This is a genomic window from Enterobacter cloacae complex sp. P2B (assembly GCF_014895985.1).
Taxonomy (GTDB): Bacteria; Pseudomonadota; Gammaproteobacteria; order Enterobacterales; family Enterobacteriaceae; genus Enterobacter; species Enterobacter bugandensis.
The window spans coordinates 54,719-73,385 of sequence record NZ_JADBQQ010000018.1 but is presented as its reverse complement, the minus strand read 5'-3'; the positions used below and the strand labels follow the sequence as shown (position 1 = coordinate 73,385).

At 56.4% G+C, this 18,667-nt stretch carries 19 protein-coding genes; 9 read left to right on the top strand and 10 right to left on the bottom strand.

Annotation, left to right across the window (positions count from 1 at the left end):
* Positions 1 to 74: 74 nt before the first annotated feature.
* Positions 75 to 1,550 carry a glucose-6-phosphate dehydrogenase gene (gene zwf / locus IM313_RS16225; protein ID WP_028013613.1) on the bottom strand — a complete coding sequence of 492 codons (1,476 nt, stop codon included), beginning with the start codon at positions 1,548 to 1,550 and terminating at the stop codon, positions 75 to 77.
* 358 nt (positions 1,551 to 1,908) lie between these two features.
* Between zwf and IM313_RS16220 the strand changes: the two genes are divergently transcribed.
* Both IM313_RS16220 and pyk read left to right on the top strand, forming a co-directional pair.
* Positions 1,909 to 2,778 carry a MurR/RpiR family transcriptional regulator gene (locus IM313_RS16220; protein ID WP_028013615.1) on the top strand — a complete coding sequence of 290 codons (870 nt, stop codon included), beginning with the start codon at positions 1,909 to 1,911 and terminating at the stop codon, positions 2,776 to 2,778.
* A gap of 139 nt (positions 2,779 to 2,917) precedes the next feature.
* Complete coding sequence (pyk, locus tag IM313_RS16215) at positions 2,918 to 4,360, top strand: pyruvate kinase (RefSeq protein WP_028013616.1); 1,443 nt, start codon at positions 2,918 to 2,920, stop codon at positions 4,358 to 4,360.
* Positions 4,361 to 4,408: 48 nt separating this feature from the next.
* Here pyk and lpxM read toward each other — a convergent pair whose 3' ends face one another.
* The 3 genes from lpxM to znuA form a co-directional block, all read right to left on the bottom strand.
* Positions 4,409 to 5,380, bottom strand: a complete 972-nt coding sequence (gene lpxM / locus IM313_RS16210) for a lauroyl-Kdo(2)-lipid IV(A) myristoyltransferase (protein ID WP_048998642.1) — start codon at positions 5,378 to 5,380, stop codon at positions 4,409 to 4,411.
* 120 nt (positions 5,381 to 5,500) lie between these two features.
* Positions 5,501 to 6,820, bottom strand: a complete 1,320-nt coding sequence (gene mepM / locus IM313_RS16205; protein ID WP_028013619.1) for a murein DD-endopeptidase MepM — start codon at positions 6,818 to 6,820, stop codon at positions 5,501 to 5,503.
* Between the two features lie 15 nt (positions 6,821 to 6,835).
* Positions 6,836 to 7,780 carry a zinc ABC transporter substrate-binding protein ZnuA gene (gene znuA, locus IM313_RS16200; protein ID WP_028013620.1) on the bottom strand — a complete coding sequence of 315 codons (945 nt, stop codon included), beginning with the start codon at positions 7,778 to 7,780 and terminating at the stop codon, positions 6,836 to 6,838.
* 77 nt (positions 7,781 to 7,857) lie between these two features.
* On the opposite strand from znuA, the gene znuC reads away from it, so the two are divergent.
* Both znuC and znuB read left to right on the top strand, forming a co-directional pair.
* Positions 7,858 to 8,613 (top strand): zinc ABC transporter ATP-binding protein ZnuC, encoded by a 756-nt coding sequence (gene znuC, locus IM313_RS16195; protein ID WP_028013621.1) that lies wholly within the window; start codon positions 7,858 to 7,860, stop codon positions 8,611 to 8,613.
* Positions 8,610 to 9,395, top strand: a complete 786-nt coding sequence (znuB, locus tag IM313_RS16190; protein WP_041909449.1) for a zinc ABC transporter permease subunit ZnuB — start codon at positions 8,610 to 8,612, stop codon at positions 9,393 to 9,395. Before znuC ends, znuB begins: the two co-directional genes overlap by 4 nt.
* A gap of 52 nt (positions 9,396 to 9,447) precedes the next feature.
* Here znuB and ruvB read toward each other — a convergent pair whose 3' ends face one another.
* From ruvB to aspS, 6 genes are all read right to left on the bottom strand, one after another.
* Positions 9,448 to 10,458: a Holliday junction branch migration DNA helicase RuvB gene (gene ruvB / locus IM313_RS16185; protein WP_028013623.1), complete on the bottom strand. Its 1,011-nt coding sequence runs from the start codon at positions 10,456 to 10,458 to the stop codon at positions 9,448 to 9,450.
* A gap of 8 nt (positions 10,459 to 10,466) precedes the next feature.
* Positions 10,467 to 11,081 carry a Holliday junction branch migration protein RuvA gene (ruvA, locus tag IM313_RS16180; protein WP_028013624.1) on the bottom strand — a complete coding sequence of 205 codons (615 nt, stop codon included), beginning with the start codon at positions 11,079 to 11,081 and terminating at the stop codon, positions 10,467 to 10,469.
* A gap of 80 nt (positions 11,082 to 11,161) precedes the next feature.
* Positions 11,162 to 11,683, bottom strand: coding sequence for a crossover junction endodeoxyribonuclease RuvC (ruvC, locus tag IM313_RS16175; protein ID WP_003859749.1), 522 nt, complete (start codon positions 11,681 to 11,683; stop codon positions 11,162 to 11,164).
* Between the two features lie 34 nt (positions 11,684 to 11,717).
* Positions 11,718 to 12,458, bottom strand: coding sequence for a YebC/PmpR family DNA-binding transcriptional regulator (locus tag IM313_RS16170; RefSeq protein ID WP_003859747.1), 741 nt, complete (start codon positions 12,456 to 12,458; stop codon positions 11,718 to 11,720).
* A 27-nt stretch (positions 12,459 to 12,485) separates the two neighbouring features.
* Positions 12,486 to 12,929: a dihydroneopterin triphosphate diphosphatase gene (nudB, locus tag IM313_RS16165; protein WP_059353978.1), complete on the bottom strand. Its 444-nt coding sequence runs from the start codon at positions 12,927 to 12,929 to the stop codon at positions 12,486 to 12,488.
* A 1-nt stretch (position 12,930) separates the two neighbouring features.
* Positions 12,931 to 14,703, bottom strand: a complete 1,773-nt coding sequence (aspS, locus tag IM313_RS16160; RefSeq protein WP_192971755.1) for an aspartate--tRNA ligase — start codon at positions 14,701 to 14,703, stop codon at positions 12,931 to 12,933.
* Positions 14,704 to 14,967: 264 nt separating this feature from the next.
* Between aspS and IM313_RS16155 the strand changes: the two genes are divergently transcribed.
* Genes IM313_RS16155 through cmoB form a run of 5 tightly spaced genes read left to right on the top strand, consistent with a single transcriptional unit; the run spans position 14,968 to position 18,549 of the window.
* Complete coding sequence (locus IM313_RS16155) at positions 14,968 to 15,534, top strand: hydrolase (protein ID WP_048998641.1); 567 nt, start codon at positions 14,968 to 14,970, stop codon at positions 15,532 to 15,534.
* Complete coding sequence (locus IM313_RS16150) at positions 15,531 to 16,349, top strand: DUF72 domain-containing protein (RefSeq protein WP_048998640.1); 819 nt, start codon at positions 15,531 to 15,533, stop codon at positions 16,347 to 16,349. Before IM313_RS16155 ends, IM313_RS16150 begins: the two co-directional genes overlap by 4 nt.
* A gap of 52 nt (positions 16,350 to 16,401) precedes the next feature.
* Positions 16,402 to 16,797, top strand: coding sequence for an MAPEG family protein (locus IM313_RS16145; protein ID WP_028013630.1), 396 nt, complete (start codon positions 16,402 to 16,404; stop codon positions 16,795 to 16,797).
* A 40-nt stretch (positions 16,798 to 16,837) separates the two neighbouring features.
* A complete protein-coding gene (gene cmoA, locus IM313_RS16140) occupies positions 16,838 to 17,581 on the top strand; it encodes a carboxy-S-adenosyl-L-methionine synthase CmoA (protein WP_045260318.1) in 744 nt (247 codons plus the stop codon).
* On the top strand, positions 17,578 to 18,549 hold the full coding sequence (gene cmoB / locus IM313_RS16135; protein WP_192971754.1) for a tRNA 5-methoxyuridine(34)/uridine 5-oxyacetic acid(34) synthase CmoB: 972 nt from the start codon (positions 17,578 to 17,580) through the stop codon (positions 18,547 to 18,549). Before cmoA ends, cmoB begins: the two co-directional genes overlap by 4 nt.
* The last annotated feature ends 118 nt before the right edge of the window (positions 18,550 to 18,667 follow it).

The following is an 18,667-nucleotide window of genomic DNA, read 5'->3' as shown; positions in this document are numbered from 1 at the left end:
GTATAAAAATTGTGCCACTAGCTGTGTTAGATCATGTTACCGGTAAAATAACACTTTCGGGCTAGCGGAATATCCTACTCAAACTCGTTCCAGGAGCGGCCATCGCGGGTGATCATCGCCACCGACGCCACAGGCCCCCAGGTACCCGCCTGATACGGTTTTGGCGCATCCTGATCGGCAGCCCAGGCTTCGGTGATGGAATCAACCCATTTCCACGCCTCTTCCACTTCGTCGCGACGCACGAACAGCGCCTGGATACCGCGCATGGTTTCCAGCAGCAGACGCTCGTAAGCATCCGCAAGGTGCGTCTGGTTGAAGGTTTCGGAGTAGCTCAGATCCAGCTTGGTGGTCTGCAGGTTGTGCTTATGATCCAGGCCCGGCACTTTGTTGAGGATCTGGATATCCACCCCTTCGTCCGGCTGCAGACGGATGGTCAGCTTGTTCTGCGGCAGCTCCTGCCAGGACTCTTTGAACAGGTTCAGTTCCGGGTTCTTAAAGTAGACGACTACTTCGGAGCACTTCGTCGGCAGACGCTTACCGGTACGCAGGTAGAACGGCACGCCCGCCCAGCGCCAGTCGTCGATATCCACGCGGATGGCCACAAACGTCTCGGTATTGCTGGATTTGTTCGCGCCCTCTTCTTCCAGGTAGCCTGGCACTTTTTTACCTTGCGCAAACCCGGCGGTGTACTGGCCGCGAACGGTTTTCTCGCGCACGTTGGAGCGGTCGATGCGGCGCAGCGACTTCAGCACTTTCACTTTGGCATCGCGGATGCTGTCAGCCGTCAGGTCAGACGGTGGAGACATGGCAATCATGCACAGAATTTGCAGCAGGTGGTTCTGGATCATGTCGCGCATCTGGCCGGCCTGGTCAAAGTAACCCCAGCGACCTTCAATCCCCACCTCTTCCGCCACGGTAATTTCCACGTGGTCAATGGTACGGTTGTCCCAGTTGTTCACAAACAGGGAGTTAGCGAAACGCAGCGCCAGCAGGTTCAGTACCGTCTCTTTACCGAGATAGTGGTCGATACGGTAGACCTGGCACTCTTCAAAGAACTCGCCCACCTGGTCGTTGATTTCACGGGAGGTAGCCAGCGACGTCCCCAGCGGCTTTTCCATCACCACGCGCGCCGGCTTGGCGTTCAGTTTGGCTTCGCCCAAACCTTTGCAGATGGCACCAAAGGTGCTTGGCGGCATGGCGAAATAGTTAATGGTGACACGGTTTTTCTGATCCAGCATGGCACCCAGGCGGGAAAACGCGCTGACGTCATTAACGTCCAGGTTGCAGAAATCGAGACGACCGCTGAGGGTATCCCACAAACTTTCATCAATTTTTTCCTTCATGAAAGTTTCGAGCGCCTCGCGGACAACTTTGGTATAAGCGTCCTTGTCCCAGTCGGCGCGCCCAACACCCAGGATACGCGTATCCGGATGAATTTGGCCCGCTTTCTCCAGTTGATACAGGGAAGGCAGCAATTTTCGGCGTGCAAGATCGCCTTTCGCGCCGAAAATGACCAGGTCACATGCCTGGGCTGTTTGCGTTACCGCCATGTCATTCTCCTCAGTTGGATCACCTGGTGCTTCTGCCAGGTATCGTTGTAATTTTATTACAATGCACTGTACTGCTTTTACGTCATTCCCGAAACCATTAGCGCTTATCGTCTCGTGCGATACGGCGATTTTTCGCCATTCAGCCGATTATGGCGACGTAATGACGCAACAGCCGTCGATAATTTGCGCAACAGGGTCATAGCAAAACCCGACATCGATCAAGTAATGAAAAAAAACAACAACATTATCTCGTCGACTGTTACCCTTTAGGGAAGCCACAGGGGTAATATCGGCTAATCGAATCAAGATTTCATCAATGAGTGAAATCGTTTCCACCCCCATGAGCGCCTTGTTAACAATGAACATGCTTGAAAAAATCCAGTATCAACTGGAACACCTTAGCAAATCCGAGCGAAAAGTGGCTGAAGTCATTCTGGCCGCGCCCGCTCAGGCGATTCATTCAAGCATCGCCGCTCTGGCTCAGGAAGCGGGCGTCAGTGAACCGACGGTCAACCGCTTCTGCCGCAGCCTGGAAACGCGCGGCTTTCCTGATTTTAAACTGCATCTGGCACAAAGTCTGGCAAACGGCACCCCCTATGTTAATCGTAATGTGGATGAAGACGACAGCGTAGATGCCTATACGGCAAAAATATTTGAGTCGGCCATGGCCACGCTCGATCACGTTCGTCAAAGTCTGGATATGAGTTCAGTAAACCGCGCGGTGGATTTACTCACCCAGGCCAAACGCATTGCATTCTTCGGTCTTGGCTCGTCAGCCGCCGTGGCGCACGACGCCATGAATAAATTCTTCCGCTTTAACGTGCCGGTTATTTATTCCGATGACATTGTGCTGCAACGCATGAGCTGTATGAATTGCAGTGAGGATGACGTCGTGGTACTGATTTCGCACACTGGCCGCACCAAAAGCCAGGTTGAGCTGGCGCAGCTGGCCCGTGAAAACGATGCCATGGTAATCGCCCTCACCACCGCCGGCACGCCGCTGGCGCGGGAGGCGACTCTCGCCATTACCCTGGACGTGCCTGAGGATACCGACATGTATATGCCAATGGTGTCCCGTCTGGCGCAACTCACGGTAATCGACGTGCTGGCGACCGGATTTACCTTACGCCGGGGCGCAAAATTCCGAGATAACTTGAAGCGAGTCAAGGAAGCGCTGAAGGAATCGCGTTTTGATAAAGAATTGCTTATAAAGAGCGATGTTCCCTGAAAGTAGATAACGAAGACGTAACCCATAATTAGATGTAACGATTTTCGGCATTCGGCCCCCTCTTTGCTGCCTTGCGGTAGATGAAGGCCGATTCAATGTTCACGCAACACCAAAGTTGTTTCAGTCAACGGAGTATTACATGTCCAGAAGGCTTCGCAGAACCAAGATCGTCACCACCTTAGGCCCGGCCACCGATCGCGATAATAACCTCGAAAAGATTATCGCCGCTGGCGCCAACGTGGTGCGTATGAACTTCTCTCACGGTACGCCAGAAGACCATAAATTGCGTGCCGATAAAGTGCGTGAGATCGCCGCTAAGCTGGGCCGCCACGTCGCTATCCTCGGCGACCTGCAGGGTCCAAAAATTCGTGTATCAACCTTCAAAGAAGGTAAAGTTTTCCTCAATATCGGCGACAAATTCCTGCTGGATGCCAACCTCGGTAAAGGCGAAGGCGATAAAGAGAAAGTCGGGATCGACTATAAAGGCCTGCCGGCTGATGTGGTACCTGGCGATATCCTGCTGCTCGACGACGGTCGCGTCCAGCTGAAGGTGCTGGAAGTTCAGGGGATGAAAGTGTTCACTGAAGTCACCGTCGGCGGCCCGCTCTCCAACAATAAAGGCATCAACAAACTGGGCGGCGGCCTCTCTGCGGAAGCCCTGACCGACAAAGACAAAGCGGATATCGTAACGGCGGCCCAGATCGGCGTTGACTACCTGGCGGTCTCCTTCCCACGCTGTGGCGAAGATCTGAACTATGCGCGCCGTCTGGCCCGTGACGCAGGCTGTGATGCCAAAATCGTCGCTAAGGTTGAACGCGCGGAAGCCGTGTGCGATCAGGATGCGATGGACGATGTGATCCTCGCCTCTGACGTGGTGATGGTTGCCCGTGGCGATCTGGGCGTGGAAATCGGCGACCCTGAACTGGTCGGTATCCAGAAAGCGCTGATTCGTCGCGCACGTCAGCTGAATCGCGCGGTGATCACCGCCACCCAGATGATGGAATCCATGATCACTAACCCAATGCCAACCCGTGCGGAAGTCATGGACGTCGCTAACGCCGTGCTGGACGGTACCGATGCGGTGATGCTGTCAGCGGAAACTGCGGCGGGCCAGTATCCGGCAGAAACCGTGGCCGCAATGGCGCGCGTCTGCCTGGGCGCGGAGAAGATCCCAAGCATTAACGTCTCCAAGCACCGCCTGGATATCCAGTTCGACAATGTGGAAGAAGCGATTGCGATGTCCGCCATGTATGCAGCCAACCATCTGAAAGGCGTTACGGCGATCATCACCATGACCGAATCTGGCCGCACCGCGCTGATGACCTCTCGCATCAGCTCCGGCCTGCCGATTTTCGCCATGTCACGCCACGAGCGTACGCTGAACCTGACGGCGCTGTACCGCGGTGTTACCCCGGTACACTTCGACAGCACCAATGACGGCGTAGCCGCGGCGCACGATGCCGTAAACCTGCTGCGCGATAAAGGTTACCTGGTGTCTGGTGATATCGTCATCGTGACGCAGGGTGACGTGATGAGCACCATCGGCTCAACCAATACCACGCGCGTACTGACCGTAGAGTAAGATCCGATCCCCTCTCCCCTAAGGGGAGAGGGGCAAGGTGAAGGTTTTCTATTTCCTCGGGTAAAGCTCTTTACGCTTATAGGGCTCCGTCTCTCCCGGCTTCCGCGTTTTCAGCAGCTTCAGTATCCACGTGTACTGTTCGGTATGCGGCCCCACCAGCAGCTCCACCTCTTCGTTCATGCGGCGCGCGATGGTGCGATCGTCCGCGGTCAGCAGGTCGTCCATCGGCGGATGGACTTCAATGCTCAGACGATGCGTTTTACCGTCGTAAACCGGAAAGAGCGGGATCACGCGGGCGCGACAGACCTTCATCAGGCGCCCAATCGCGGGGAGCGTGGCTTTGTAGGTCGCAAAGAAGTCGACAAACTCGCTGTGCTCGGGTCCGTGGTCCTGGTCCGGCAGATAGTAGCCCCAGTACCCCTGACGTACCGACTGAATAAACGGCTTGATGCCGTCGTTACGCGCATGCAAACGTCCGCCAAAACGACGACGTACCGTATTCCAGACAAAATCGTAGATTTTATTGCCCTGGTTATGGAACATCGCCGCCATTTTCTGCCCCTGGGAAGCCATCAGCATTGCCGGGATATCTACACCCCAGCCGTGCGGCACGAGAAAAATGACCTTCTCATCATTGCGACGCATTTCGTCGATGATTTCCAGACCCTTCCAGTCAACGCGACCGATGATTTTCTCCGGCCCTTTCAGCGCCAGCTCCGCCATCATCGCCATGGCCTGCGGTGCGGTGGTATACATCGCGTCGATGATGGCCTCGCGCTCGGCATCGCTTTTTTCAGGAAAACAGTAATAGAGGTTGATCTGCGCACGACGACGCGCGCTTTTACCTAAGCGCCCGGCCAGACGGCCAATTTTTCCCAGTACGGGATCGCGCAGCGCGGCAGGCAGCATAGCGATGCCCGCAAAGGTGTAAACCCCCAGCCAGGCGCCCCAGTTGCGCGGGTGTCGAAAGGATTTTTCAAACTCAGGAATGTATTCAATATTATTTTTTTTTGTTTCCATGCTGGTTCCAGGGTCTGGTGACGCAAAAAATTATTCAGATAGTGTAGCGAGGCAGTCGCCCACGCACAAAAGAAAAAGCCGGCGCATGCTGACACCGGCTTTTTTCACAAAACAGAGAGCTTAGTTTAAGCTCAGCTGCGGTATCACCTCTCTCGCCTGCGCCAGGTAATCGGAACGATCTTTACCTGTCAGGCCTTCGGTGCGCGGCAGTTTGGCCGTCAGCGGGTTCACGGCCTGCTGGTTGATCCACACTTCATAATGCAGGTGCGGGCCAGTAGAGCGTCCGGTGTTGCCGGAGAGCGCGATACGGTCGCCGCGTTTCACTTTCTGCCCCGGTTTGACTAGCAGCTTGCGCAGGTGCATATAGCGGGTGGTATAGGTACGACCGTGACGGATAGCGACGTAATAACCCGCAGCACCGCTGCGTTTTGCCATCACCACTTCGCCATCGCCAACGGACAGCACCGGCGTGCCCTGCGGCATCGCGAAGTCTACCCCGCGGTGAGGCGCAACGCGCCCGGTAACCGGGTTCAGACGACGCGGGTTAAAGTTAGAGGAGACACGGAACTGTTTCGCCGTCGGGAAACGCAGGAAGCCTTTCGCAAGGCCTGTACCGCTGCGGTCATAGAACTTGCCGTCTTCAGCGCGAATGGCGTAGTAATCTTTTCCCTCGGAGCGCAGACGCACCCCCAGCAGCTGGCTCTGCTCGCGCTTGCCGTCCAGCATTTCGCGGGACATCAGGACGGAAAACTCATCGCCTTTCTTCAGCTTACGGAAATCCATCTGCCACTGCATGGCTTTGATCACCGCGCTGATTTCACCGCTGGTCAGGCCCGCATCACGGGCGCTGGAAACAAAGCTTCCGCCCACGGTACCTTTCATCACGCTGTTAACCCAGTCGCCTTTCTGCATTTCACTGGTCATTTTGAAACCGTTTGCAGTGCGGTCATAGGTGCGGGTTTCGCGGCGGGACATTTCCCAGGTCAAACGCTGAAGATCGCCATCCGCCGTTAATGTCCAGGAGAGCTGTTGCCCGATTTTCAGGTTACGCAGGTCTTTATCCGCAGCGGCCAGCTGGCTGATATTGCCCATGTCGATACCGTACTGGTTGAGCACGCTGCTCAGCGTGTCACCGGTAGAGACAACGTATTCGTGGATCCCCGCTTCGTTCTCGGTTTTATCGTCCAGTTCATCCTGAGGGATAGCTTCATCTTCCTGAGCGGCCTGGTCGATAGGCTCGCTGGCTTCAGGCAGCAAAGAGCGGATCTCGCTCTTTTCAAGCTCGATGGTTTTAATGATAGGGGCAGAACTCGGGTGGTAAACATAGGGTCGCCAGACGGCGACCGCTAAGGTGAGAACTGTAAGCGACCCCAGCATAACGCGGTGGGGTCGAGGCAGATTGTTAAATGCCAGGGCGACAGAGCGGGCTATCTGTTGCACGTATTCACTTCCTCGTTAATCTCCTTTCAGGCAGCTCGCATACTGGTTCGCCAGTTGGCTGAGGAACTGCGAATAGCTCGCTTTGCTCAACTGGATATTCGTACCTAGCGGGTCAAGGGTTCCCATGCGCACGGATGTTCCCCTGGCCACGGCTTCTACGACCGCTGGCCTGAACTGTGGCTCAGCAAAAACGCATGTCGCTTTCTGCTCAACCAGCTGTGTTCTGATTTCATGTAAACGCTGCGCACCAGGTTGAATTTCAGGGTTGACGGTAAAGTGCCCAAGCGGGGTCAGGCCGTAGTGTTTTTCGTAGTAGCCGTAGGCGTCATGAAAAACGAAATACCCTTTTCCTTTCAACGGTGCGAGCTCATTACCTACCTGCTTATCGGTTGCGGCTAATTGTGCCTCAAAATCCTTCAGGTTGGCGTCTAGTTTGGCTCGACTTTGCGGCATAAGTTCCACTAATTTGTCATGGATTGCAACCGCTGAAAGCCGCGCTATCTCTGGGGATAGCCAGAGATGCATGTTGTACTCGCCGTGATGGTGATCTCCATCACCTTTTTCACCCTCTGCAGCGTGATGGTCATGTTCGTCACCGTCATCATCCGCCCCTTTCATGAGCAACGGTTTCACGCCGGAAAGCCCGGCAATCGCGACCTGTTTTTCATCAGCAATCTGTTTGGCGGATTTCTGCATGAATGCTTCCATCTCCGGACCAATCCAGACAACTAAGTCTGCGTTTTGTAAGCGTTTTACATCAGACGGGCGCAGAGAATAGTCATGCTCTGAGGCCCCGTCAGGGAGCAGAACCTGGGTTTCCGTTACCCCATCGGCAATGGCCGACGCGATGAATCCAAGCGGTTTAAGCGAAGCAACAACGGCAGCGTTAACATCTTGTGCGGTTGTTCCCCAAAGGGCAGCGGATAATGCTGCGAAAAGAAGCGTATTTTTATGTAACATAATGCGACTAATCATCGTAGTGAATGCGTGGAATGTGATATTATAACATTCGTTGACTTCTTCAAGCTTAAATTGACATGACGACTCTGGTTTCTCTCGACAATATTTCGGTCTCCTTTGGCCAGCGCCGCGTCCTCTCTGACGTATCGCTGGATCTCAAGCCTGGAAAAATTCTGACGCTGCTCGGCCCCAATGGCGCAGGTAAATCCACTCTGGTGCGCGTGGTGCTGGGTCTGGTTACACCGGATGAAGGTGTAATCACGCGCGAGGAAAAATTGCGGATCGGCTATGTGCCGCAAAAATTACATCTGGACGCCACCCTGCCGCTGACGGTAAATCGTTTTCTGCGTCTGCGTCCGGGCACGCGAAAAGCCGATATTCTCCCGGCGCTGAAGCGCGTGCAGGCGGGCCACCTTATCGACGCGCCGTTGCAAAAGCTGTCCGGCGGTGAGACGCAGCGCGTTTTGCTGGCCCGTGCGCTGCTGAGCAGCCCGCAGCTGCTGGTGCTGGATGAACCAACCCAGGGCGTGGACGTCAATGGTCAGGTCGCGCTTTATGATTTGATCGACCAGCTGCGCCGCGAACTGAACTGCGCCGTGCTGATGGTCTCCCATGACCTGCATCTGGTGATGGCGAAAACCGACGAAGTGCTGTGTCTCAACCATCACATTTGCTGTTCCGGCACGCCTGAAGTGGTCTCAATGCACCCGGAATTTATCTCCATGTTCGGCCCTCGCGGCGCTGAACAGCTTGGCATTTATCGCCATCATCATAATCACCGCCATGATTTGCAGGGACGAATCGTTCTGCGTCGGGGAAATGGACACTCATGATTGAACTGTTACTGCCCGGCTGGCTGGCCGGGGTTATGCTTGCCTGCGCCGCAGGCCCACTCGGCTCGTTTGTGGTCTGGCGCAGAATGTCTTACTTCGGTGATACCCTGGCGCATGCGTCGCTGCTGGGCGTTGCCTTTGGTTTGCTGCTGGATGTGAATCCCTTTTACGCGGTAATTGTGGTCACGCTGCTGCTGGCAGCCGGTCTGGTCTGGCTGGAGAAGCGCCCTCACCTCGCGATTGATACGCTGCTTGGCATCATGGCGCACAGCGCGCTGTCGCTGGGTCTGGTCGTTGTTAGCCTGATGTCAAATATCCGCGTTGACCTGATGGCCTACCTGTTTGGCGATCTGCTGGCCGTAACGCCTGACGATCTCATCGCGATCGCCATTGGCGTGGTGGTGGTACTGGGTATTCTGCTGTGGCAGTGGCGGAATTTACTGGCAATGACCGTCAGCCCGGATCTGGCGTTTGTCGACGGCGTGAAGCTGCAGCGCGTGAAGCTGCTGCTGATGCTGGTGACGGCGTTAACGATTGGCGTGGCGATGAAGTTTGTCGGCGCGCTGATTATTACATCGCTGCTGATCATCCCTGCCGCCACGGCGCGTCGGTTTGCACGTACGCCAGAGCAGATGGCCGGTATCGCGGTGGTTATCGGGATGATCGCCGTCACGGGCGGGTTAACCTTTTCGGCGTTTTATGACACGCCGGCCGGACCGTCGGTGGTCTTGAGTGCGGCGGTGTTGTTTGTTTTCAGTATGATGAAAAAGACCGCGCAGTAGTGAGCATGTCCCCGGTGGCGCTTCGCTTACCGGGGCTACAATTTATCGCTACTTACGGCATCGCGGGCGGCGTAATACCGAAATGATTCCACGCCCGCACCGTCGCCATACGACCACGTGGGGTACGCTGTAAGAAGCCCTGCTGGATCAGATACGGCTCCAGCACATCTTCGATCGTCTCACGCTCTTCGCCAATTGCCGCCGCCAGGTTATCCAGCCCGACCGGGCCACCGAAGAACTTGTCCAGCACCGCCAGCAGCAGTTTGCGGTCCATATAGTCAAAGCCTTCAGCATCGACGTTCAGCATATCCAGCGCCTGAGCGGCGATCTCGGCGGAAATCGAACCATCGTGCTTCACTTCAGCAAAGTCACGCACGCGGCGCAGCAGGCGGTTGGCAATACGCGGCGTACCGCGGGAACGCTTCGCCACTTCATATGCCCCCTCTTCGCTCATATCCAGCCCCATGTAGCGCGCGCTGCGCCCCACGATATGCTGAAGATCGGGTACCTGATAAAACTCCAGACGCTGAACGATGCCAAAGCGGTCGCGCAGCGGAGAGGTCAACGACCCGGCGCGGGTCGTGGCGCCAATCAGGGTAAACGGCGGCAGATCGATTTTGATGGAGCGCGCGGCCGGGCCTTCGCCGATCATGATATCCAGCTGGTAATCTTCCATCGCCGGATAGAGCACTTCCTCCACCACCGGTGACAGGCGGTGGATCTCATCGATAAACAGCACATCATGCGGTTCAAGGTTGGTCAGCATCGCCGCCAGATCGCCCGCTTTCTCCAGCACCGGGCCGGAGGTGGTACGCAGGTTGACGCCCATTTCATTGGCGACGATATTAGCCAGGGTAGTTTTCCCTAACCCCGGCGGGCCAAAAATCAGCAGGTGATCGAGCGCATCGCCGCGCAGCTTTGCCGCCTGGATGAAAATCTCCATCTGGGAACGTACCTGCGGCTGGCCGATGTACTCATCAAGCAGCTTCGGGCGGATCGCACGATCCACCACGTCTTCTGCCTGAAGGGTGCCTGCCGATACCAGGCGGTCTGCTTCAATCATCCTTTACCTCACAATGCAGCGCGCAGCGCTTCACGAATCAGAGTTTCACTGCTGGCGTCCGGTTTGGCAATTTTGCTCACCATCCGGCTGGCCTCCTGAGGTTTATAGCCCAGCGCCACCAGCGCGGCAACCGCTTCCTGCTCGGCGTCATCATCAGAGGCAGGCGCACCCGGAGCAGTCAGAACCAAATCGGCAGCCGGAGTGAACAGATCGCCGTGCAGACCTTTAAAGCGGTCTTTCATCTCAACTATCAGACGCTCTGCGGTTTTCTTACCAATGCCCGGAAGCTTAACCAGCGCCGCGGGATCTTCGCGCTCAACGGCATTCACAAACTGCGGAGCGGACATGCCGGACAAAATCGCCAGCGCCAGCTTAGGCCCCACACCGTTGGTTTTAATCAGCTCGCGAAACAGGGTGCGTTCCTGCTTGTTGTTAAAGCCGTACAGCAGCTGAGCGTCTTCACGCACCACAAACTGGGTAAAGACAATCGCCTCTTTGCCCGCGTCCGGCAGCTCGTAGAAGCAGGTCATCGGCATATGGACTTCATAGCCCACGCCACCCACTTCCAGCAGCACTAACGGGGGTTGTTTTTCAATGATGATGCCTCTGAGTCTGCCTATCACGTGACGCTCCTGCGTTCTGGGAGAAATTAACTGCCGACATAATAAAAAAAGGCTGGATGTTTATCCAGCCTGATTTCTGATTATCGTAACCTGCCTCGCGCCAGATTGAGCCGCGACTCGCTCATTTGCATCGCGTTCTGGCTGACGTGGCAGTGGGTAATTGCAATCGCCAGCGCATCGGCGGCGTCGGCCTGCGGGTTCGCGGGAAGCTTCAGCAGGGTGCGCACCATGTGCTGCACCTGGCTCTTCTCCGCGCTACCGATGCCCACCACCGTCTGCTTAACCTGGCGCGCGGCGTATTCGAATACCGGCAAATCCTGGTTCACCGCAGCCACGATGGCCACCCCACGCGCCTGACCGAGCTTCAGCGCCGAATCCGCGTTCTTCGCCATAAAGACCTGCTCAATGGCGAAATAGTCTGGCTGAAACTGGGTGATGATCTCCGATACGCCCGCATAAATAAGCTTGAGGCGCGACGGCAGATCGTCCACTTTGGTGCGAATGCATCCACTGCCGAGGTAGGTTAGCTGGCGTCCCACCTGACGGATAACGCCATACCCGGTGACGCGCGAGCCGGGGTCAATCCCGAGGATAATCGACATCACGCGTCTCCCGTAAACGGTTTACAGGCTCTCATCAGAGAGTCGCTGCAACCTCATCAGAGATTTCACCGTTGTGGTACACTTCCTGCACGTCGTCGCAGTCTTCGAGCATGTCGATCAGACGCAGCAGTTTCGGTGCGGTTTCTGCATCCATATCCGCTTTGGTGGACGGGATCATGGAGACTTCAGCGTTGTCCGCTTTCAGGCCCGCCGCTTCCAGCGCATCGCGCACGGCACCCATCTCTTCCCACGCGGTGTAGACGTCAATGGCACCATCATCGTAGGTCACCACGTCTTCCGCACCCGCTTCTAACGCCGCTTCCATGATCGCATCTTCGTCTCCTTTCTCGAAAGAGATGACGCCTTTTTTGCTGAACAGGTAAGCTACGGAGCCGTCAGTGCCCAGGTTGCCACCGGTTTTGGTGAACGCGTGGCGCACTTCCGCAACGGTACGGTTACGGTTGTCAGACAGGCATTCAACCATCACCGCAGTACCGCCAGGGCCGTAACCTTCATAAATGATGGTTTCCATGTTCGCGTCTTCATCACCGCCCACGCCGCGTGCGATAGCACGGTTCAGGGTGTCACGCGTCATGTTGTTAGACAGCGCTTTATCTACCGCCGCGCGCAGGCGTGGGTTAGAAGCCGGGTCGCCGCCGCCCAGACGCGCTGCTGTCACCAGCTCGCGAATGATTTTGGTAAAGATCTTACCGCGCTTGGCATCCTGTGCCGCTTTACGGTGTTTGGTGTTGGCCCACTTACTATGACCTGCCATAAAAAGTTCTCCAAAAATCGCGCCTTCTCAGGCCGCGTTAATTACAAATTCTTCAATCGCCTGCCGGTTGCTCCACGACTTGGTCAGTGCGGCGGCATCCGCCGCGTTCACCCAGCGGTAGTTCAGGTGTTCGGTAAACACGATCTCCCGCTCATGGGGGAGCGCGAGACAGAACCACGACTCCGTGTTGCGCTCAATGCCCGGCGCATAGCGATGACGTAAATGGCTAAAAATTTCAAACTCCACCGTGCGCTGACAGTCCTTCAGGGTCAGTTGCTCATGAGCAACGTCAATGGTGACCTCTTCCTTTACTTCACGCGCGGCGGCCTGCGGCGCGGTCTCCCCCTCTTCCAGGCTGCCGGTAACCGACTGCCAGAAATCAGGATCGTCGCGCCGCTGCAACATCAGCACCCGCTTCGTGTCTTCTGCATAAATGACCACCAGGACAGAAACGGGAAGCTTATATGCCATATCAGTTTTTCTCTTCCTTCTTCACCACTTCAATGCCCAGTTCGGCCAGCGCTGCCGGGTTGGCAAAGCTTGGCGCTTCGGTCATCAGACACGCTGCGGCAGTGGTTTTCGGGAAGGCGATAACGTCACGAATGTTATCGGTGCCGGTCAGCAGCATGGTCAGACGGTCGAGACCGAAGGCCAGACCCGCGTGCGGAGGCGTGCCGTACTTCAGGGCGTCCAGCAGGAAGCCAAACTTCTCGCGCTGCTCCTGCTCGTTAATACCCAGAATGCCGAACACGGTCTGCTGCATTTCACCGCTGTGAATACGCACGGAACCGCCGCCCACTTCATAGCCGTTGATAACCATGTCATAAGCGTTTGCCACTGCCTCTTCCGGCGCCGCTTTCAGCTCTGCCGCCGTCATCTCTTTTGGCGAGGTGAACGGGTGGTGCATCGCGGTCAGGCCGCCTTCACCGTCGTCTTCAAACATCGGGAAGTCGATAACCCACAGCGGCGCCCATTTGCTTTCGTCGGTCAGGTTCAGGTCTTTGCCGAGCTTCAGACGCAGCGCGCCCATCGCATCCGCAACGACTTTCTTGTTGTCTGCGCCGAAGAAGATCATGTCGCCGTCCTGCGCACCGGTGCGCTCAAGGATCGCTTCCACGATGTCCGCGTTCAGGAATTTCGCCACCGGGCTGGTGATCCCTTCCAGACCTTTCGCACGCTCGGTCACTTTAATATAGGCCAGACCTTTCGCGCCGTAGATCTTAATAAAGTTGCCGTAGTCATCAATCTGCTTACGGCTCAGCGCCGCGCCGCCCGGTACGCGCAGGGCAGCCACGCGGCCTTTCGGATCGTTAGCCGGTCCCGCGAATACCGCGAACTCAACGGATTTCACCAGGTCAGCCACGTCCACCAGCTCCATCGGGTTACGCAGGTCTGGTTTGTCGGAGCCGTAGCGACGTTCCGCTTCGGCGAAGGTCATGATCGGGAAATCGCCCAGCTCAATGCCCTTCACGTCGTTCCACAGGCTACGCACCAGCGCTTCCATCACTTCACGCACCTGTTCGGCGGTCATGAAGGAGGTTTCCACATCGATCTGGGTAAATTCTGGCTGACGGTCAGCGCGCAGGTCTTCGTCGCGGAAGCACTTAACGATTTGATAATAGCGGTCGAAGCCGGACATCATCAGCAGCTGTTTGAACAGCTGCGGTGACTGCGGCAGCGCGTAGAATTTGCCTTTATGAACGCGGGATGGCACCAGGTAATCGCGCGCGCCTTCCGGCGTGGCTTTGGTCAGCATCGGGGTTTCAATATCGAGGAAACCGTGGTCATCCATAAAGCGACGCACCAGGCTGGTGATTTTCGCACGGGTTTTCAGGCGCTGAGCCATTTCCGGACGACGCAGATCCAGGTACCGGTATTTCAGACGCGCTTCTTCAGTGTTGACGTGGTTGGAGTCCAGCGGCAGCGCTTCGGCACGGTTGATGATAACCAGATCGGAGGCCAGCACTTCGATAGCGCCCGTCGCCATGTCTGCGTTAACGTTTTTCTCGTCACGCGCACGCACGGTGCCGGTGACCTGAATGCAGAACTCATTACGCAGCTCAGAGGCCAGCTTCAGCGCATCTGCGCGATCCGGGTCGAAGAACACCTGAACGATACCTTCACGGTCGCGCATATCGATGAAGATAAGGCTACCAAGATCACGACGACGGTTGACCCAACCACACAGGGTGACCTGCTGTCCGACGTGGGACTGACGCAGCTGCCCGCAATATTCTGTACGCATGAGATATCCCTTAATTAGCCGCAGGCTAAATGTCGCCTGGTATGCAGGCTACTATGTCGCAGCTTTCTGTATGTCACAACTGGATGAAAAAAGGCGGCTATTATACTGGAAATTCCGCCGGACGATAAGAGCGAACCACCGCCAGACGGTCGTTTGCTGCACTCTTATTGCGCATTCTCACAAAAATTAACAAAATTATCCGACCAATAACAGGTCATCACGTCGTAAGGTGTTACGGAAGTGATTAATTTACCTGGAGTGACGATGTTAACACTTGATGCCCGCAAAACCGCGCTTGTTGTGATTGATTTACAGGAAGGGATCCTGCCCTTCGCCGGTGGCCCACACGCAGCGGACGAAGTCGTCAGCCGCGCCGCTCGCCTGGCCGAGAAGTGCCGCGCCAGCGGTGCCACTGTGGTCATGGTGCGCGTCGGCTGGTCCGCTGATTTCGCCGAGGCGTTAAAACAGCCCGTTGATGCCCAGGCGCCCGCGCATGCCCTGCCGGAAAACTGGTGGACGTACCCGGTGTCGCTGGGCAAACGCGACAGCGATATCGAAGTAACTAAACGCCAGTGGGGCGCGTTCTACGGGACCGACCTTGAGCTGCAGCTTCGCCGCCGCGGTATCGACACCATTATTCTGTGCGGCATATCCACCAACATCGGCGTGGAATCGACAGCCCGTAACGCCTGGGAGCTGGGCTTTAATCTGGTGATTGCTGAAGATGCCTGCAGCGCGGCTTCCGCGGAGCAGCATCAGGGCAGCATGACCCATATCTTCCCGCGCATCGGACGCGTGCGCAGCACGGATGAGATTTTAAGCGCGCTATGATGTACGTGGGCCTGCCCCAGTGGTCGCACCCGAAATGGGTGCGCCTGGGCATTACCAGCCTTGAAGAGTATGCCCGACACTTTAACTGCGTCGAGGGTAACACCACGCTGTATGCGCTGCCCAAAGCCGAAATAGTCGAACGCTGGCGGGAGCAAACAACGGACGATTTCCGTTTCTGCTTTAAGTTTCCGGCGACCATTTCCCACCAGGCCGCGCTGCGCAACTGCGGGGACTTAACGGAAGAATTTTTCACGCGCATGTCGCCGCTGGCGAACCGAATTGGACAATACTGGCTCCAGCTTCCCGCCACGTTTGGCCCGCGCGATCTGCCCGCCCTGTGGCAGTTCCTGGATGCCCTGCCCCGCGAATTCACCTACGGCGTGGAAGTCCGACATCAGGACTTCTTTGCGAAAGGCGAAGCCGAAAAAACGCTCAACCGGGGCCTGCTGGATCGTTCCGTTAACCGGGTGATCCTCGACAGTCGTCCGGTGCACAGCGCGGTACCGCATAACGAGGCCATCGTTGATGCTCAGCGTAAAAAACCGAAAGTGCCGGTCCACGCCATCGTGACCGCACAGAACCCGATGGTCAGGTTCATCGGCAGCGACAATATGCAGCAAAATCAGGCGATGTTCGCCGTCTGGCTGCAAAAACTCGCGAGCTGGGAGCACACCACCACGCCGTACCTCTTTTTGCACACGCCGGATATTGCTCAGGCGCCCGAACTGGTCGATGCTCTGTGGCAGGCCTTGCAGGCCGCGGTGCCGTCCGTGGGCAGTGTCCCTTCCATCCCACAACAATCTTCTCTTTTCTGATATCACCCCCTATCATAGTGAAGTGCCATCTGCCAAAAAACAGGGAGTTAGTATGGTCAGCGCGCTGTATGCGGTGTTAGGTGCATTACTGCTGATTAAATTTTCGTTTGATGTTGTGCGCCTCAGGATGCAGTACCGCGTCTCTTACGGCGACGGCGGTTTCTCCGAACTGCAAAGCGCTATTCGCATTCACGGTAATGCGGTGGAATACATTCCCGTTGCTCTCATCCTGCTGCTGTTTATGGAGATGAATGGCGCGGAAACCTGGATGGTGCATATTTGTGGCCTGATGCTTATTGCTGGCCGGTTAATGCATTATTACGGCTTTCACCACCGTTTATTCCGCTGGCGTCGTTCCGGCATGAGCGCGACCTGGTGTTCGCTTTTGCTGATGGTGCTGGCTAACCTGTGGTATATGCCGTGGGAGTTGGTTTTCTCCCTCCATTAGCGCACAATACGCCACTTTATTTTTCCCGGATTTTTACGTTATGTCAGATCGCGACACGCTTTTTTCCGCGCCTATCGCCAGCCTGGGCGACTGGACCTTCGATGAACGGGTAGCCGAAGTCTTCCCGGATATGATCCAGCGCTCTGTTCCCGGTTATTCCAATATTATCTCTATGATCGGTATGCTGGCTGAGCGCTTCGTTCAACCCGGTACGCAGGTCTATGACCTGGGCTGCTCGCTCGGCGCGGCAACGCTGTCGGTACGTCGTAACATTCATCACGATGGCTGCCGAATCATTGCCGTCGATAACTCCCCGGCCATGGTGGAACGCTGCCGTCGCCATATTGACGCGTACAAAGCCCCCGTTCCGGTGGACGTGGTGGAAGGCGATATCCGCGAGATCGAGATTAACAACGCCTCGATGGTAGTGCTGAATTTTACCCTGCAGTTCCTGGTGCCTGAAGACCGCCAGCTGCTGCTGGACAAAATTTACCAGGGGCTGAATCCCGGCGGCGCGCTGGTGCTTTCTGAAAAATTCAGCTTTGAGGATGCCAAAGTAGGCGAGCTGCTGTTCAACATGCACCACGATTTCAAACGGGCGAACGGCTACAGCGAGCTGGAGATCAGCCAGAAGCGCAGCATGCTGGAAAACGTGATGCTGACGGACTCCGTGGAAACCCATAAAGCGCGCCTGCACAAAGCCGGTTTTGAGCACAGCGAACTGTGGTTCCAGTGCTTTAACTTTGGCTCTCTGGTGGCGCTAAAAGCCGGGGATGCCGCATGATTGAATTCAGAAACTTTTATCAGCTGATTGCTAAAAATCATCTTTCCCACTGGCTGGAGACCCTGCCGGCGCAGATTGCCGCCTGGCAGCGCGATCAGCAGCACGGTCTGTTAAAGCAGTGGTCAAATGCCGTGGAGTATCTGCCGGAGCTAACACCGCATCGTCTGGATTTACTGCACAGCGTGACGGCGGAAAGCGCAGAGCCGCTCCCTGCCGGGCAGATCAACCGCATCGAAACGCTGATGCGTAATTTAATGCCGTGGCGCAAAGGGCCGTTCTCGCTGTACGGCGTGAACATCAATACCGAGTGGCGCTCAGACTGGAAGTGGGATCGCGTACTGCCGCACCTTTCCGACCTGACCGGGCGCACCATTCTGGACGTAGGCTGCGGCAGCGGTTACCACATGTGGCGCATGATTGGCGCGGGAGCCCATTTGGCGGTCGGCATCGACCCGATGCAGCTCTTCCTGTGCCAGTTTGAGGCGGTGCGAAAACTGCTCGGCAACGACCAGCGCGCGCATCTGCTGCCGCTGGGCATAGAGCAGCTCCCTGCCCTGAAAGCGTTCGATACCGTCTTCTCGATGGGCGTGCTGTATCATCGTCGTTCCCCGCTTGAACACCTGTGGCAGCTCAAAGATCAGCTGGTCAGCGGCGGCGAGCTGGTGCTGGAAACGCTGGTGATTGAAGGCGATGAGCATGCGGTTCTGGTTCCGGGCGATCGCTACGCGCAGATGCGCAACGTTTACTTCATCCCGTCCGCGCTGGCGCTGAAAAACTGGCTGGAGAAATGCGGATTTGTGGATGTGCGCATTGCCGATGTTTGCGTAACGTCTATCGAAGAGCAGCGCCGCACCGACTGGATGATCACCGAATCGCTGGAGCAGTTCCTCGACCCGGCCGACCACAGCAAAACCGTTGAAGGCTATCCTGCACCGATGCGTGCGGTGTTGATTGCGACCAAGCCGTAGTTTTCCCCTCTCCCCTGTGGGGTGAGGGGATAAAAAAAGGCCCCTGTTGAAATTGCAGGGGCCTGGTACAAGCAAGCATCATATTGGGCGACATGATGCGCGGTAAAAATCGGTACGT

What these genes read in the sequence shown, in the direction of transcription:
- zwf (WP_028013613.1), bottom strand. Translation starts at nt 1,550, where the DNA reads ATGGCGGTAACGCAAACAGCCCAGGCATGTGACCTGGTCATTTTCGGC.
- IM313_RS16220 (WP_028013615.1), top strand. Translation starts at nt 1,909, where the DNA reads ATGAACATGCTTGAAAAAATCCAGTATCAACTGGAACACCTTAGCAAA.
- pyk (WP_028013616.1), top strand. Translation starts at nt 2,918, where the DNA reads ATGTCCAGAAGGCTTCGCAGAACCAAGATCGTCACCACCTTAGGCCCG.
- lpxM (WP_048998642.1), bottom strand. Translation starts at nt 5,380, where the DNA reads ATGGAAACAAAAAAAAATAATATTGAATACATTCCTGAGTTTGAAAAA.
- znuA (WP_028013620.1), bottom strand. Translation starts at nt 7,780, where the DNA reads ATGTTACATAAAAATACGCTTCTTTTCGCAGCATTATCCGCTGCCCTT.
- znuC (WP_028013621.1), top strand. Translation starts at nt 7,858, where the DNA reads ATGACGACTCTGGTTTCTCTCGACAATATTTCGGTCTCCTTTGGCCAG.
- znuB (WP_041909449.1), top strand. Translation starts at nt 8,610, where the DNA reads ATGATTGAACTGTTACTGCCCGGCTGGCTGGCCGGGGTTATGCTTGCC.
- ruvB (WP_028013623.1), bottom strand. Translation starts at nt 10,458, where the DNA reads ATGATTGAAGCAGACCGCCTGGTATCGGCAGGCACCCTTCAGGCAGAA.
- ruvC (WP_003859749.1), bottom strand. Translation starts at nt 11,683, where the DNA reads ATGTCGATTATCCTCGGGATTGACCCCGGCTCGCGCGTCACCGGGTAT.
- IM313_RS16170 (WP_003859747.1), bottom strand. Translation starts at nt 12,458, where the DNA reads ATGGCAGGTCATAGTAAGTGGGCCAACACCAAACACCGTAAAGCGGCA.
- nudB (WP_059353978.1), bottom strand. Translation starts at nt 12,929, where the DNA reads ATGGCATATAAGCTTCCCGTTTCTGTCCTGGTGGTCATTTATGCAGAA.
- aspS (WP_192971755.1), bottom strand. Translation starts at nt 14,703, where the DNA reads ATGCGTACAGAATATTGCGGGCAGCTGCGTCAGTCCCACGTCGGACAG.
- IM313_RS16155 (WP_048998641.1), top strand. Translation starts at nt 14,968, where the DNA reads ATGTTAACACTTGATGCCCGCAAAACCGCGCTTGTTGTGATTGATTTA.
- IM313_RS16150 (WP_048998640.1), top strand. Translation starts at nt 15,531, where the DNA reads ATGATGTACGTGGGCCTGCCCCAGTGGTCGCACCCGAAATGGGTGCGC.
- IM313_RS16145 (WP_028013630.1), top strand. Translation starts at nt 16,402, where the DNA reads ATGGTCAGCGCGCTGTATGCGGTGTTAGGTGCATTACTGCTGATTAAA.
- cmoA (WP_045260318.1), top strand. Translation starts at nt 16,838, where the DNA reads ATGTCAGATCGCGACACGCTTTTTTCCGCGCCTATCGCCAGCCTGGGC.
- cmoB (WP_192971754.1), top strand. Translation starts at nt 17,578, where the DNA reads ATGATTGAATTCAGAAACTTTTATCAGCTGATTGCTAAAAATCATCTT.